The following is a 16,790-nucleotide window of genomic DNA, read 5'->3' as shown; positions in this document are numbered from 1 at the left end:
ATGAACGATTCAACAGTTTTTCCAAGTTTAAAGGTTAAAGTTTTTGGAATCGGCGGTGCTGGCAATAATGCAATTAACAACATTATTGCTGATGATGAATTTGATAGTTCAACAATTGAGTTTTGAGCAATTAATACTGATTCACAACACTTGCAAGATAACAGAAATAAATGTCAAAACAAATTACTATTAGCTAATCCAATCTATAACGGTTGCGGTGCTGGTGGAGATCCTAAGGTTGGTAAAGAATGTGCCTTAAATTCTATTGATCAAATCAAAGAAATTTTAGCAGACACAAATGTCTTGATCCTAGCAGCAGGCCTTGGCGGTGGAACTGGTACAGGTGCAACGCCGGTTATAGCAGATATAGCTAAGAAAATGGGGATTTTGACAATCGCAGTTTTGACAACACCTTTTGACATGGAAGGGGAAATTAAGAAAAGTATTGCTTTATCTGGAATAAGTGAAATTAAAAATTATGCAAATTCTTACTCACTAGTATCAAATCAACAAATTTTGGAAACATACAAAGACTTCCCGCTTAATATGGCTATGAGAATGGCTGATAAGAAGCTAAAAAACCTTATAAAAAATGTAATTGACATTCTTAATTTAAGCTGATTTATTAATGTTGACTTCCATGATTTAAAAAATGTTTTGGAAAATGGTCAAAATACTTTTATTGGCTATGCTAAAACCAGTGGAACTGACAAGGTTAAAAAAGCTGTTGAAGAAGTTATCAGTGATAACATAAGTGAAATAAAAAGCAATAATAGTTACAAAAATCTATTAGTCTCATTCCATATAGATTCTAAGGGCACATTAACAGAAATTAATGAAGCTATAGAACTATTAAAGGAACACTTTGGTGCTGATACTCACATCAAATTTGGCATTATAAATGATGATTGAACAGATGAAAGAGAAGATTTTTTCACAATTGGCATTATAGCTGGTCAAGGCGAAATGCATAGTGGCATAGAGTTTCATGAAAAATTAAAGAGCAACAGACATAGCCCTTTAATGCATGAACAATCAAATATCATCAATGTAGAAAACACTGATGAATATGATCAAGTTGTTACAAAAAATGAAAAAATCTTAGAACAAAATTCTGATTTAATTCCTGAATTTTTTAAGTAGAACAAGCTAGTAAAAAAATGCATCTTCATGGCTATAAAACAGCCATAGATGCATTTTTTTAATTCTTATTTCATTTATATATCTAAGAATTAAATTAAATTTTTATTTTGTAACCCTCATATTCATAAGATACAAATATTCATTTGTGCATATTTATCAATAATTTCATCAAATATATTTTCTGGTATTTTATCGATTTGTGACAAATTATTATCCAAAAATAAATATAGAGCAAACATAAAATTGTTTTTATAAATATTAACTGTTCTCTTTTTACCATTAAATTCAAACACATCTTGAAAAATGTAATGATGGATTTGACATAAATCTTTAAATGTGCCAATTTCAAAAGTGTCTATAATTCTCTTATCTCACAATTCCAGACAGCGTTTTTACTTAATTCTATTTCATATTGCTCTTCAATAAAATTTTCTTTCACTTTTTTTTAATTAATTACCCTATCAATGATTGATATCTATCTCACATTGCAAACTCTTCTAGTTTGTCATACTCGTCTTTATTAATATCTTTTAAGCGCATAATTCAGTTTTCATCATCATATATTGATAAAACTAATGATGGTGTTTGAATAATTGTTTCATTTATTTTTACAATAGTTGCTTTAATTGGCATTTTAAATGCTAGTTCACTTTTATTTGTTTTAAGCACCATTAATAATTCATTTTTATCTAATACTTGGTTTTCGCTTGCTAATATATTTAATTCACTAATTAAACTAATTTCATCTTGTGCATCAGGGGTTAGTCTTAAAAGATATTGATTTTTGTCATCTAAGTATTCAATTGTAAATTTATCAATTAATTTTTTCATAACTTCTTCCTTCTATAAGTGTATTTATTATCCTATAAAACAGCTTTAAGTAGCAAATTTGTGGAAATAAGCAAGTAGTAACATACAAATAAAGATTTAATATAGGAAAAAAATTAAGCTTGCTTTATGTTGGTTACATAGCAATAAAAAATTATTTAATAATTGAACTTCTAAGGCTTTTTTATAGTATTTTTGGAAATATCATGTTATTTATGCAGTACACCTGGATTATTGAGAATATATTCATAAAACTATCACTTATGTGCAAATAAAACAGTCTAAAATATGGAATGAATTAAATAATAAAGCTGATCAATTTTATAAAAAACAATAAACAGACAGCTTACAAAGCGCGATTCTTAAGAATCTAACATGCTTGTTTTTATTTAGCATAAGTGTTTTAGTGCATTGTAAGTATTTACATATATAATTGAATTAAGTATATTACTTAAATTAATCTCAGAAAGGGAAAATGCATCGATTTTTTGTTGATACAAAGGAAAATGATTACTTCATTCTTGATGAAAAAATAATAAAACACATAAAAAGTGCACGGCTAGCTAATGAGCACTTTTTATGCAATTATTTAAATAAGTTTTATGAATGTTACTTAGAAGGCAATAAGGCAAAAATTATTCAAGAATTAAGCATAAATCATGAATATTTAAATGAAGTAGTTTTAGCAGCTCCTGTTATTAAAATCAAGCGTTTTGAATGATTGCTTCAAAAAGCTACTGAACTAGGGGTTTCTAGAATTATTCCGATGAGTTCTAAATTTGTTGATCAAACGATTATTAAATATGAGTTTAATAAAAAAATCGATCGCTTTAATGAAATAATTAAAAATGCTGCTGAGCAAAGCTTTAGAAACGTTGTTCCAAAATTAGAGAAAATAACGACTTTTGAAGAAATTATTTTATCTAATCAGGACAAAAAAATTTATGTTGCTTACGAGAACAAAGAAGTTGAATCTCAAATTGATAAAATTGAAACTAACAGCATTTTAATTGTTGGTCCTGAAGGTGGATTATCGAAAGCTGAAATAGATTTTGCACTCCAAAACAACTGTTTTATAGTGTCTTTGGGAAAAACTATTTTAAGAGCAGAAACAGCATGTATGTATATGCTTTCAAATGTAAGAGAAAGTAATAAATAGGAGAATAATATGAATGAAAAAATAAGATTAGAAGATGATTTTTATGAGAGCGTTAATGGTGAGTGATTAGCGAAAGCTGAAATACCAGCTGATAAATCATCAATAAGTTCGTTTTATGAAATTCACAATAAAAATGAAAAAGATTTAATGCAAGAAACACAGGATTTAATAGCTGAAAAAAATATAAGCTGAAAGAGAATAAAAGATCCTGTAATTTTAAGTTACGCACTTTTAGCTGATATGGCTTATGATTTTCAAACTAGGGAAAAACTTGGTGTTTCGCCTATTTTGCCTACTTTAAAGGCTATTTTGGCACTTAAAAACAAAGAACAGCTAATTGAAAAATATAAATACTTCCGTTTTAGAGATATATCACTTCCTTTTGAATTTGGCATTATTCAAGATTTTAAAAATGTTGAATTGCAACTTTTATGCCTATCAGGCCCAAGCTTAATTCTTCCTGAAAAATCATATTATGATGATAAGCATCCTGCTAAGCAACAATTAATTGCTAAATTTAAAGAAATGAGTTTAAAACTACTTAAGTTCTATTATTCAGATGAGCAAAAAAATGAAAAAATTGTTGAGCAGGCATTAGCATTTGATGCTTCATTAGTTGAGTTTTCTCCAAGCGCTGAAGAAAATGCTGACTATGTAAAAATGTATAATCCTTATAGCATTTCTGATGCTGCAGCATTGTCGAAAAATGCTGATTTAAAGGCTATTGCGGAAAATTTAGTCAACAAAAATTCTAAAAAAATTACTAATGTTGTTGATAGATTAATTGTGCTTTATCCTAAATTTTTAGAAAACATTGATAAAGTTTTTAATGATGAAAATTTTGAAAACCTTAAGTCTTGAATGTTTTTAAAAACTATTATTCAATTCTCTGGTCACTTAAATGATGAATCAAGAATTATTGCTGGCGAATATGATAGAGCACTAACAGGGCAAGATAGTCCAATGACTAAGGAAAAACATGCATTCTATGTTGCATATAACAAATTTAGAATTCCTTTTGGCACATATTTTGCCAAAAAAACATTCGGTGAAAAAGCTAAAGCAAATGTTGAACAAATGGTAGCCAAAATGATTGGCATTTATAGAGACCGTCTTTTAAAAAATGACTGATTAAGTAAAAGTACAAAAGAAAAAGCTATAGTTAAACTAGAAGCTTTGGGTGTTCATATAGGCTATCCTGAAGAAATTCAACCTTTTTATGAGCAAGTTAAAATAACCAACAAGTTCTTCAAAAGAGATAATTTATTAAAAAATGCACTTGATTATCTTGTAGTTAAAAACACATGAGAATTTAGTCAATATTTACAGCCAATTAACAGAAATTACTGAAGCATGTCTCCTGCAGAAGTAAATGCATATTACAATCCTTTTATGAACCATATTGTTTTCCCAGCAGGAATTTTAAATAAGCCATTTTACTCTATAAAACAGTCAGAAGCGACAAATTATGGCGGGATAGGTGCTGTTATTGCTCACGAAATTAGTCACGCTTTTGATAATAATGGTGCTCAGTTTGACGAAAAAGGTAATTTAAACTTATGATGAAGTGATAAAGACTATAAAGCATTTCAAAAGAAAGCTAAAGATATGATTGCCTTATTTGACAATAAAACAACTGAATATGGCAAATGCAATGGTACTTTAACTGTATCAGAAAATATAGCAGATGCTGGTGGATTTTCATGTGCTTTAGAAGCTGCAATGCTTAATAAAGAAAATGACATAAAAGACTTTTTTACAAGCTTTGCGGTAATTTGAAAGAGCAAATATAAGCCTGAAAGTGCAAAATTATTACTTGCAACTGATGTGCATGCTCCTGCAAAATTAAGAGCGAACATACAAATTCAAAATAGTGATGAATTTTACAAATTATTTAATGTTAAGTCAAGTGACAAAATGTGATTGCCTAAAAATAAACGTGTAAAAATTTGATAGGAGCAAGTCATGAATTTAAATAAAGTTATATTAATCGGTAGGGTTTCATCTGACATTAGATATAGCAAAACTAATAGTGGAATCTCATTTGCTAGAACTAGAATTGCTATAAGCAGAAACTACTCAAGTGATAATGAAGTGACTGACTTTATTCCTGTAATTGCTTGGAGAAGCACAGCTGATTTTTTAAATGGTTATGCGCCTAAAGGAACACTAGTTGCAATTGAAGGAGTATTAGTAACTTCAACATATGAATCAAATGGTCAAACTAATTACAGTATTGAAGTAAGAATCGATAACTTACACTTGTTAGAATCACGTTCTGTTAGAAATCAAAGACAAACAAATGATTTTTCAGTAGTGCAACCTAACTTTAAGAAAAATGATCTAGGCAACGGCAATAATTTTGCTAAAAGCAATAAAGCTTTTGAGCAAAAATTCAATTTAGAACGTAGTGAAAAAAATCAAAATAACAATACTAATAAAACTAGCGAAACACAGAGTGCAAAAGTTGAAGATCAGCCATTTAACAACATTAATTTTAATTTTGATGATGATTTTGAAGATTAAGCCAATTAAAGCTTGTAATTTAATAAGAAAAAGAGTGCTTTTTTCCCAAAAAAGTGCTTTTTTATTATATTTATGCCATATTTTAAGATCATAAAATATAATATTAGATATTGGGGGTTGAAATGCTAAAAGTGCTTGATCATCCATTAATTAAGATTAAACTTACAAACATGAGAAATCGGGAATCTGGCCACTCAGTTTTTCGCCAGAATTTAAACGAAATTGGCTCATTAATGGTTTATGAAATTTTAAGAGACTATCAAACAAAAAGAAAAGAAATAATTACTTCAATTAATAAAAAATATTTAGGCTATGAATTTGACAAAGATGTAGTTTTTGTGCCCATTTTAAGAGCTGGACTTGGAATGATTGATGGCTTATTAAAATTAATTCCTGAAGCTAAAGTTGGACATATTGGAATGAGTAGAGATGAAACTACTTTTAAGCCTATTGAATATTTTTATAAAATTCCCGAAGTGCCGAAGGATAGCTATATTTTTGTAGTAGATCCAATGTTAGCAACTGGAAATAGTGCAGTTGATGCTATTACAAGACTTCGTAAAGATGGCTTTAATAACATTAGCCTAGTATGCTTAGTTGGAGTTAAAGAAGGCGTGGATAATGTTGAAAAGCATTTTGGCCATGATATTAATATTTATTTAGCTGCACTTGATGAATGTCTTAATAAAGACAAATATATTGAACCGGGGTTAGGTGATGCAGGAGACAGAATTTTTGGTACAAAATAATAATAAGGAAAACATTTATTACTTTAAAAACAGGAGCATAAGACTCTCATATACAGGCATGATGCTTGCTATTGCAATATTAGTTAATTTTGCAGGTAGCAAATTATTATCAGTACCTTTTATATCATTTTTAAAATTTGATTTTGCTTTAATTGTAATCACCGCTACAGCACTATGAATAGGCTGAAAATATGCATTTTTGCTTATTCTTTTACTATTTTTACTTGGACCAAGTTATGGCTCACATGGATATAGCTTACCAAGCATCTTAGGGCATTTGATTTTATCAACAACTCAAACTATATATATGACCATTTTTTACTGGTCAATAAAACTTTTACAAAAAACAAAATTGCGTAAAGCCGGTTTATTAATATTACCAGTAATTATTTCAATATTAGTAACTACAGGACTTTTAGTTGTTTTAAATATCTATCTTTTCACTCCATGATACTTTAAACTATTTGGTTTACTTGGAGCTGATCCAGGAAATCATTTTTCAATGATTAAGCATTGAGAAAATATTAGAGGTTTATTTTTAAATATTCCAACATATTATAAAGGTGCAGGCTTAGTTTACCTTGTTTTCAACCTTGTTAATCTTACAATGAACTCAGTTTTCATCTTTATAATATTTAGCTTAAATAGCAAAAATAATTTCATTAACAAAAATATTTCTTATCTATAAAAATTATTCTAAGAGGCTACTATGAAAAATTATGACCATTTATCAATTGAAAACAAATGACAAAATTATTGAGAAAATAGTCATTATTTTGAGCCCAAAAATGATCATAAGTTACCTAAAAAATATATTTTAAGTATGTTTCCATACCCTTCAGGAAACATCCATATGGGGCATGTTAGAAACTATGCCATTGGTGATGCTTTAGCTCGTTTTTATAGAAGAAAAGGTTTTAATGTTTTGCATCCTTTTGGTTGGGATGCTTTTGGTCTTCCTGCTGAAAATGCAGCAATAAAACATAACATTCACCCTAAAACATGAACATACAAAAACATTAGTTCAATGAATGAAAACATAAAAAAATTAGGTATTTCGTTTGCGTGAAACTATGAATGCATCACAAGTGATGAAATCTATACTCGTTGAGAGCAAGAAATATTTATTAAAATGTGAAATAATGGCTTAGTTTATAGAAAAAAAGCCTTATTAAACTGATGTAATAAGGACAAGACAGTTTTAGCCAATGAACAAGTAATTAATGGTTGTTGTTGAAGGTGTGATGAGCCGATTGAACTAAAAGAAACTGAGCAATATTATTTGAAAATTAGAGATTATGCTAAAGAGTTGCAAGAGTCTTTAGAGCTATTAAAAGGTAACTGACCTGATAAAGTTTTATCAATGCAAAATAACTGAATCAACTATAAAACAGGCTTTTTAGCAACTTTTAGCGATTCGTTAAATAAATTAAAAACCAATATCGAGATCTTTGTTAATGATAAAAAAGATCTAGATGTAGTTGATTTTTTATGCATAAGTGCAAATCATGATTTAGTTGATGAATTAATTCAAAAAAATTATTTCACTAAAGAGCAAATTGATCAAATTAACAAAATTAAAACTCTTGCACAAGCAAAAGATTTTTCACTAAAAGCTAGTTTAAAATTGCCGTTTAAGGCTGTTTTAAATAACAATTTAGATAAACCAATTGATGTGTATATCTCTGATTTTGCTTCATTAGGCACTAAGAATAATGCACTTATAATCAATACTAAAAAGCTAGCTAGCTATGAAAAGTTTGCTTTAGCTAACAAAATTGATTTATCAACTTCACGAAGCAATTTTGATTTATCTTCACTATCTCCAAGTCAATCGATTAATATGCAAGACTGAGGAATTAGCCGTCAAAGATACTGAGGCGCACCTATTCCAATGATTCACTGCGCAAAATGTGGCATTGTTCCTGAAAAACTTGAAAATCTTCCAGTTAAGCTACCTGAAAATGTTGACTTTAGTAAAAGTGGAAATCCAATTAGTTCTAATTTAGAATGAATGCAAACAAAGTGTCCAAAGTGTAATTCTGAAGCACTTAGAGAAACTGATACATTTGATACATTCTTTGAATCAAGTTGATACTTTTTAAGATACACTTGTCCACCTGAATTAAGAGAAAAAGTTGCTTTAGATAAAGATTCGGTTGAATATTGAAACTCAGTAGATACATATATTGGTGGAATCGAACATGCTATTTTACACCTACTTTATGCAAGGTTTTTTACTAAAGTTATGTCAGACTTAGGATATGTTTCATTTAGAGAACCATTTAAAAGTTTGCTTACTCAAGGTATGGTACTTAAAGATGGTGCAAAAATGTCAAAAAGTAAAGGCAACACTGTTTCCCCTACTGATTTATTAGAAAAATATGGTGCTGATACTGTAAGATTATTCATTCTTTTTGCAGCACCACCGGCAAAAGAGTTAGAGTGATCAGACGATTCAGTTGAAGGATGCAATAGATTTATTAATAGACTTTTTAATCTATATTCTAAAGTAATACCTATCAAGGATTTTAGCATCATCAAAAACATTGATCACAGCAGCTTAAGTGAATTTGAAAAAAGTGCAAGAATGAAGCTTTATCAATCATTAAAAAAACAAGAATCAATTTATTTAGATAACCGCAATGAATTTGCATTCAACACATTAATTGCCTATATAATGGAAACTCTAAACTCTTATGAAAAAATAGAAAATAATTCGCTTTTACTAGAGTTTTTCTACATTTCACTTAACATTTTAGAACCTTTTATACCTCATTTAGCTTGAGAACTTAGTGAAAAGTTATTCAATTTAAATAATCTAACTGATTTTTATGTTGATAATAAAGCGCTAGAAACTGACCAAATAACCTATGCTATAACAGTAAATGGAAAAGTTAGAGCGCAAATTTCAGTTTTAAATGAAAGCAATAATAAAGATAATATTTTGACACTAGCTAAAAATGAAGTAGCAAAATGAATTGAAGGAAAGACTATTATTAAGGAAATATTTATACCTAACAAAATAGTTAACTTTGTAATTAAATAATTTTTTTAGCACTCGCATTGTAGAGTGCTAAAATTGTATTATAATTGATATTGTATTAGTTGAACAGGAGGGCAATATGGGAAGACCTAAAGGAAATAATAAAAGAAAAAGAGGTACTGCTGAGGCTAATTTTGAAAATCTACTATATTTAAATGTATATAGAAGAAGAAACTACACAAAGGCAAATGACCCTGTCAAAAATTGTTTTGTGTTATTTGATCGTGAAGTAGCTAAGTTAGAAATTACTGATGAATTAATTACTCAAACAACATACTGAAAACAAATAATTAATGAGTATACTAAGGATAATTCAAATGGTGCTGAAATAATTAATAAAGCTAGAATCATGCTAGTTTATTACAGACCAGCAGAAGATAACAGTGTTATTTTAGAATCAGAGCTTCAATCTAAACCTACAGCTACATATGCTGATGTTTTGGAAAATGTTAATATTTCTAACTTAGATTCAAATATGACTCTTTGCCAAGTTGAATCAGTTGAAAAAGTCTATGATAATGATTCTCAAAAATGACATTACATTGCAACACTAAAAGCTATTCATAAATACATATTGCAAGATATATACGGCGATGAAGAAACAATTTCTTCATCAAGCATAGATATTGAAAAACTACCGCTTAAATATATTGAAGGAATGGTAGCAACAAGATTTGGCTCAGAAAATAATGGTGATGAAATGGCTTTAGCTGATCCATCACTAGATTTTAATGGTTTTGAAGAAGTAATCAACACTTTAATTTACGACAGAAACTGAAATGATGCAATGCTCCTTTATAGATATATTAGAGGATATTCAGCCAAAGAAATTAGAAACTGAACAAAGGGCACCAGTGAAATGATGCCTGATTTCATTAATGATGATGAATCTAGACTAGAAGCACTAGTTAGAGCACTAACTGGATTTTTCCTACTACCTCCATATGAATTATTTACAATTTATTCAATGCCTTCTGCGCTTCATCAGTTCGAAGCTCTTAAGAGTAATTTCGTGCTAATGGTAAGATTAATCAAGAAATTTATTAATGAATTAAGTCTTGGCAACACTGATAAATTATTAAATATTTACAATGCACTTACTGATAATGAATTATTCAAAAACTCAATGGAACAAATTAAAGAAAACTCTGAGTTAGAAGTTCAATTTAATTATGAAGTTGAAAGAATTTACAAGTGACATAAAGAATACTTGCAATTAGGTTATATAACTGAAGATGATTTAAAATTAATTATTAGCTTGATTGAACAAAATCAAAATAATTTAAGTAAAAGATCTTCTAAAAAAGACACTTCAGCAATGAAAGATCAAATTGACAAAGAATTAAATAAAAAAATTCAAAGCAATTTAGATAAACAACAAAAAGAGTTCTTGCTTCGTGAAAAAATGAAAGCCATCAAAGAGCAGCTTAATGAAGCTGATGATGAAGATGGCGACGATGAGTATTCAAAAATTGTCAATGACCCAGTGCTTAAGCAAATGTATCCTGAATGGATTATTAAAGCAATTAAAACTGAGCGTGATAAGTTAAAAAATATGATGTCATCAAGCCCTGATGCTAATATTACCCAAACATATATTAGTAATCTAAAAAAATTACCTTGAAGAAAAGTTGAAGTTGAAAACTTAGATATAAATAGAGCTAGAGAAATTCTAGACAAAAATCACTATGGACTTAAAGAAGTTAAAGAAAGAGTGATTGAATATTTATCATTAATAATCAATCACAGAAACATCAATAAAGAATCAAGTGAAAAAGATTTAATTAAAATTGATGATCATAACCAAATTGACTTGCAGCTATTTAAAGAAAATACAAAAAATAAAGCGCAAAAGCAATTTAACAACGTGCCAATTTTAACCTTAGTAGGTCCTCCAGGTACTGGCAAGACATCACTTGCTCGTTCAATTGCAGAAGCTCTAGACAAAAGCTATGTAAAGCTTAGTCTTGGTGGCTTGCATGATGAATCGGAAATAAGAGGCCACAGAAAGACTTATGTTGGTGCTATGCCAGGTAAAATCATTAAAGGTCTTCAGTCAGCTGGCGTGTCAAATCCACTTATTTTATTGGATGAAATAGACAAAATGTCAAGCGATATTAAAGGTGATCCTACTTCAGCTATGCTTGAAGTTTTAGACCCTGAACAAAATACTAAGTTTCAAGATAATTACATTGAACATGAATATGACTTATCAAAAGTGCTATTTATAGCCACAGCAAACTATTATGAAAATATTCCTGCTCCATTACTAGATCGTGTTGAAATTATTGAATTAAATAGTTACACAATTAATGAAAAAATTAAGATTGCTAAAGAGCATTTAGTTGAAGTTGTATTAGCACAAGCTGGCTTAAAACCTGATCAATTTATCATTGATGACAAAGCATTAGAGTTTATAATTAAGCACTATACTGCTGAAGCTGGTGTTAGGTCATTAAAAAGAAATTTAGACAAAATAGCCCGTAAAATAGTCACAAAAATTGTTTCTAGCGAAAAAATTGATAAGTTTGTTATAGACCAAAACAATATTCCTGAATTATTAGGTACTCCAAAAATTAGTGAATCTGAAAAAGAAATGCAACCACAAATTGGCTCTGTCAATGGCTTAGCCTTTACATCAATTGGTGGGACAACATTACAAATTGAAGTTTCATGATTTAAGTCAAAACAACCTGGTATTAGACTAACTGGACAACTTAAAGAAGTAATGCAAGAATCAGCCAAAATTGCGCTTTCATATGTAAGAGCTAATGCTGAAAAGTTTGGTATCAAAAACGTTGATTTTGATACAACTGAAATTCATGTCCACGTGCCTGAAGGAGCTGTTCCTAAAGATGGCCCTAGTGCTGGAGTAACATTTACAACTGCTTTAATTTCTGCTCTAGCTAAAATTCCTGTCTCTCAAGAAGTTGCTATGACTGGTGAAATCACACTAAGAGGTAAGGTCTTAGAAATTGGCGGACTAAAAGAAAAGTCATTTGCTGCTTTTAAAAAAGGCATTAAAACTGTCTTTATTCCAAAAAATAATGAAAAGAATTTAAGCGATATTCCTGAAGAAGTCAAAGAAGCAATTAACTTTATTCCTGTTTCACACTATGAACAAATTTGAGAGCATTTATTTAAAGGAAAAAAGTCTGAAGAAAGTGAAACCGAAAGCAAAAAGAAAAAGCAATCTAAATAAATAATTTATTGCCTTTAATTCTGCAAAAAAATGCACATTAGTAGTGTGCATTTTTAACTTTCAAAATTTAATTGATTATTAAATGTGTAAAATAATACAGTATGAATATACTGTATAGCATTTTAATAAATTTAGCATTATTTTTACTTGGATATCTACTTTTAGGATCTTTTAATACATCAATAATATTAAGTAGAAGAGTCAAAAATGATGATATTAGAGAACATAATAGCAAAAATGCAGGGGCAACAAACAGTTTAAGAACTTATGGAGCTAAATTTGCATTAATTGTCTTTGCTACAGATGTACTTAAAACACTTCTTCCTATATTAATAATTTCAGCTATAGTTAATCATGTACCAGCAGTAAATGCATTTTCACACGCTTCATACATTAGCCCGCAAGCACTTGGGCTTGGGGTAGTGATTGGTCACATTTTTCCTGCTTATTATAAATTTAAAGGTGGCAAGGGAGCAGCTTGTACAGTTGGCTTAATAATTTCTATTAATATTATTTTATTTTTAATAGCATTTTTAATATTCTTACTAGTTGTTGGAATAAGTAAAATTGTTTCGCTGGGTTCAATTACTGTTGCATTCTCACTGCTTTTATTTGTGTGAATGCCATGAATGATTCAAGGCTCAACTGGATACTGAACTAATGCTGTTGAATATACTAATTCATTTACAACACTTGTAAATTACTGATATGTTAGCCCAATAATTTATACTTTATGTGCTTTTCTAGTGCTTGTAAGTCACCGTGATAATTTCAAAAGATTGATTAACAGAAGCGAAAGAAAATTTGCAATCAAAAAAGCTGCTTAGCATAAAACCGGCAGCTTTTTTTATTAGCATTTATAATATCAACAAATTATTAACAGTATAAATTTTGCAAAAGTTTAATTTTTTGCCAAAAAAATGGCCTAATTTAGCACTTTTACCACTTATCTACAAAAAATGCTTGAGGGAAAAAGTTGTTAAAAATTGGCCCTATGTATTTTTTAAAATAATATTATGCAAAATGAAAGTAAAATAGAAGAAAGCAAAATAGAAGTATTACCAGTCTTAAAACCAATATCATTATTTCCTGAATTTATAGAGAAAATTGATGGAGAAAACAAATTAAAGTCTAATGTTATAACATTGGTCGCAATAGATAATAATGATGTTTACTTTGTCGCAGGACTATTAGAAGAAAATAATGATATTTCTAATGAAAATATAATTAATATTGATACAGAAGACGGCATACTTGAAAATGGAAAAAGCGCTAAGGTTCTACTAGCTAAAGCAATTGATCTGTCAGTTATCTACAAAATGAATTATGACGAACTTATACCTAAAATTCAAACTAGCTGAGAAGATATGGCTCGATTGCCTTATGTCTCGCTTAAAGATCAATTGAAAATTGTTAACTGAGTCACAGCCAATTTAGCAAATCAAGGAAGCGTTCCTAAACTGGTTGTTATAAGAAAGAAGCGTAGAGAAGAGGGCAGCAAAATAAACGGAGCAGTAGTTTAACTTTTGCGACTTTTCCAAATTTTGCATAGCTTGCTATATTAAAAATAGCAAGTTTTATTTTAATTTGACTGTAAAAAAATAGATATGTTGATCTTCTTGTGTAATAGGGGGTGCATTTAAAAAGATTCATAAAAAACTTAGAAATAAATCAAGGGATTAATATGTCTATGATTAAGTTATGATAAATTATCAAAATAACAAATCTTTACGTGATTTTGTTTTTGGATTAATGTAAGAAAAAGGCAAGTTTAAAAACAAGTTATTTTAATTTTTAAACTGTAAAAGCGAAGTATGACTAGCCCCCTATTCAATCAAGGGGGCATTTTTATTCACTTGTTTTAAGTAATTAACTGCTTCAAAGGTCATATTTAAAAAATCAGTTTTTAGACATATGATAAACGTAGAGACAATGCAATAAACAACTATTTTTTATAAGCAAACTATGAAAACCAAAAATATAAAACTAAATTTAGCATCAATTTAACTACTTTTAAAAGCAAGCCAAAAATTGAATACAAACACTTAAAGAATTTAAGGTAGGAAAAGTGTTCTGGAATTACTAGCATTCATAAAACAATCAGGACTAGTGTCAAATTTGTTTCAATATCCAAATTAAAAAACATTAACTTTAAGCGTTTTATACAAATTGCACAATTAAGCTTTTGCAAACTTAGATATGTTGAACATAATAAAAATGCACAAAAAAATAATTCGTTTTCTAAAAAGCATAATTCTATTCAAAAATGAGTATTAGTTCCTTAATTCAAAAAGAATTATGCGAGCATTTAGTTCTTTAAAACTAGATAATAAGAGAATTTTAATAAATTCAATCATCAACTAGAAGGTTATAGAAGGTATATGAAAGACAATAACTAGAAGGTATATAAAAGGTAATAAAAACTAGAAGGTTATAGAAGGTATATAAAAGACAACTAATAAAGACAGTAACTAGAAGGTATATAAAAGGTAATAAAAACTAGAAGGTTATAGAAGGTATATAAAAGACAACTAATAAAGGTAATAACTAGAAGGTATATAAAAGGTAATAAACAGAAACAAAATAAAAGGTAAATATGAAAAATAAGATACTAGAAAGTATTGAATCAAAAGCTAAAAATACTTTAAAAGCTTTAATTTCTGATATTAAGCTAGAAACTAAATATACACATATGCATTATTTAGTAAACAAGGACTAAAAATTGTATTTATATTTTGAATTTGCTAAGCCTAAGATGAAAAAGAAGCCTAATAAAAATACTCATAAAATTCATGACTATGAATATTACATTAGCGGAAGATATATAGACTACATAAGCAGGCCAAGTGCTGTATATATTCAAAATGATAATGATAATAGAACTACTTTATTAGCTGAAATGGATAGTAAAAAACTAAATGTTAATTTGTTTATGAATTCTAAATTGCTAATGAAGCAATTATCAGAAAGCATAGATAGATATGGACTTAAAGAAGGATCAAAAAAACTAGAAGGTAAAACTGGTTTACACAAGCTTTTTGAAAAAGATCTTATTGATATTGATCCTGATGAAGCTAAAAAAGAGTTTAAAAAATTAGAAAACAATAATCAATTTATCTGAGAAATGACTCTTAATCCTGGCCAATTAGGTATTGACAATCAAATGGTAGATAAAAATGAATGAAACGAAATACTTAATAAGCATATGAAATCATTGCTTAAAGCTAATAAGTTAGATCCTAACAAAATAGAAGGCTACTGGGCATTGCATGCTAACAGTAAATATCCACATATTCATTTAGGCTTTTTTGAAAAAGAAACTAATCATAACAATAACTTTAGACCATCTGGCAAGTTTAGCTCTAAATCGGTAGAACGCTTTAAATATTTATTTGAAAATTCAATTAAGACTCAAGCTGAATATCAAAATTTATTTAACCTTAAAAATAGCATTTGAAACAATAGAAAAGAAATTAAAGAACTATTTTTAAGCGCCATTGCTTTAAATAATAGGCAAGAAGCTAAGAGTTATGAAGCTTTAAATGAGAATGAGTTAAAAATACTTAATGCATCATTAGTTATTTCCAATTTTTATAAAAATTCTAAAAGTAAATCTTATGCCGCTGCTAAAGATAACTTAGAAGTTAAAGAAGCTATTAATGATATTTATGAAGCAATAGTAGAAAACAATCCAAAACTAGGGCTAACAATTACTAAATATAAGCAAGAGTTTGAAAGTATTAGTAATGCAAAATTTAGCAATAAATACAGTGCTGGACTAAAAGATGAATTTGTCGCTAACGAAAAAGATGAATTCGAAAAGCAAATAGGCAACATTATTGTTAAGCAGTGTTTAAAAATGAATGCTAATGAAAAAGAAGAAGATAAAAAAATTAGCTACAAAGAAAAGGATCTAAAAGAAGACTTTAATGAAGCCAAATTACCTATAGGCCTAAGTTTTTATCCTAATAAGTATGATGAAATTTCTAAACTTAAGAGAATGATATGAAGTTTAAATTATGAATTTAACCGCTTAAGCAGAAGCCAAAAATTCCAAGCTTTAAGAAAGTACAAAAAGAATATTTCCGAAGTAAAGTCGAAAGTTATTTTATAAATGAGTGACCAAAAAGCAATTAA

At 28.6% G+C, this 16,790-nt stretch carries 13 protein-coding genes; 12 read left to right on the top strand and 1 reads right to left on the bottom strand.

Annotated features, from left to right (window positions below; all coding sequences use genetic code 4):
• Positions 1 to 1,143: a cell division protein FtsZ gene (locus tag MAGA_RS02070; protein WP_013022037.1), complete on the top strand. Its 1,143-nt coding sequence runs from the start codon at positions 1 to 3 to the stop codon at positions 1,141 to 1,143.
• Between the two features lie 453 nt (positions 1,144 to 1,596).
• On the opposite strand, the gene MAGA_RS02060 is transcribed toward MAGA_RS02070, so the two are convergent.
• Positions 1,597 to 1,974: a glycine cleavage system protein H gene (locus tag MAGA_RS02060; protein WP_013022035.1), complete on the bottom strand. Its 378-nt coding sequence runs from the start codon at positions 1,972 to 1,974 to the stop codon at positions 1,597 to 1,599.
• 472 nt (positions 1,975 to 2,446) lie between these two features.
• On the opposite strand from MAGA_RS02060, the gene MAGA_RS02055 reads away from it, so the two are divergent.
• The 11 genes from MAGA_RS02055 to MAGA_RS02010 all read left to right on the top strand — a co-directional run bounded on the left by MAGA_RS02055 (position 2,447) and on the right by MAGA_RS02010 (position 16,767).
• On the top strand, positions 2,447 to 3,130 hold the full coding sequence (locus MAGA_RS02055; protein WP_013022034.1) for a 16S rRNA (uracil(1498)-N(3))-methyltransferase: 684 nt from the start codon (positions 2,447 to 2,449) through the stop codon (positions 3,128 to 3,130).
• A 9-nt stretch (positions 3,131 to 3,139) separates the two neighbouring features.
• Entirely contained in the window at positions 3,140 to 5,086 is a 1,947-nt protein-coding gene (locus MAGA_RS02050; RefSeq protein WP_013022033.1) for a M13-type metalloendopeptidase, read from the top strand.
• A 9-nt stretch (positions 5,087 to 5,095) separates the two neighbouring features.
• Complete coding sequence (locus MAGA_RS02045) at positions 5,096 to 5,656, top strand: single-stranded DNA-binding protein (RefSeq protein WP_013022032.1); 561 nt, start codon at positions 5,096 to 5,098, stop codon at positions 5,654 to 5,656.
• A gap of 122 nt (positions 5,657 to 5,778) precedes the next feature.
• The gene (gene upp / locus MAGA_RS02040) at positions 5,779 to 6,405 is read left to right on the top strand and encodes a uracil phosphoribosyltransferase (protein WP_013022031.1); all 627 of its coding nucleotides are present in this window, start codon (positions 5,779 to 5,781) and stop codon (positions 6,403 to 6,405) included.
• Complete coding sequence (locus MAGA_RS02035) at positions 6,392 to 7,093, top strand: MPN527 family putative ECF transporter permease subunit (protein ID WP_226876342.1); 702 nt, start codon at positions 6,392 to 6,394, stop codon at positions 7,091 to 7,093. The genes upp and MAGA_RS02035 overlap by 14 nt, the downstream gene beginning before the upstream one ends.
• Before the next feature lie 21 nt (positions 7,094 to 7,114).
• Entirely contained in the window at positions 7,115 to 9,454 is a 2,340-nt protein-coding gene (locus tag MAGA_RS02030; protein WP_013022029.1) for a class I tRNA ligase family protein, read from the top strand.
• A gap of 208 nt (positions 9,455 to 9,662) precedes the next feature.
• Positions 9,663 to 12,653: an endopeptidase La gene (gene lon, locus MAGA_RS02025; protein ID WP_013022028.1), complete on the top strand. Its 2,991-nt coding sequence runs from the start codon at positions 9,663 to 9,665 to the stop codon at positions 12,651 to 12,653.
• 101 nt (positions 12,654 to 12,754) lie between these two features.
• Positions 12,755 to 13,480: a glycerol-3-phosphate 1-O-acyltransferase PlsY gene (gene plsY, locus MAGA_RS02020; RefSeq protein WP_013022027.1), complete on the top strand. Its 726-nt coding sequence runs from the start codon at positions 12,755 to 12,757 to the stop codon at positions 13,478 to 13,480.
• Positions 13,481 to 13,669: 189 nt separating this feature from the next.
• A complete protein-coding gene (locus tag MAGA_RS02015; RefSeq protein ID WP_013022026.1) occupies positions 13,670 to 14,176 on the top strand; it encodes a hypothetical protein in 507 nt (168 codons plus the stop codon).
• A gap of 1,073 nt (positions 14,177 to 15,249) precedes the next feature.
• A complete protein-coding gene (locus MAGA_RS04880) occupies positions 15,250 to 15,372 on the top strand; it encodes a hypothetical protein (protein ID WP_268741578.1) in 123 nt (40 codons plus the stop codon).
• Positions 15,373 to 15,408: 36 nt separating this feature from the next.
• The gene (locus MAGA_RS02010) at positions 15,409 to 16,767 is read left to right on the top strand and encodes a hypothetical protein (protein WP_013022024.1); all 1,359 of its coding nucleotides are present in this window, start codon (positions 15,409 to 15,411) and stop codon (positions 16,765 to 16,767) included.
• The last annotated feature ends 23 nt before the right edge of the window (positions 16,768 to 16,790 follow it).

The sequence above is a fragment of the Mycoplasmopsis agalactiae genome (assembly GCF_000089865.1).
In the GTDB taxonomy this organism is placed as follows: Bacteria; Bacillota_I; Bacilli_A; order Mycoplasmatales; family Metamycoplasmataceae; genus Mycoplasmopsis; species Mycoplasmopsis agalactiae_B.
Note: the sequence above shows the minus strand (reverse complement) of the source record. Positions and strands in the feature narration are given on the sequence as shown.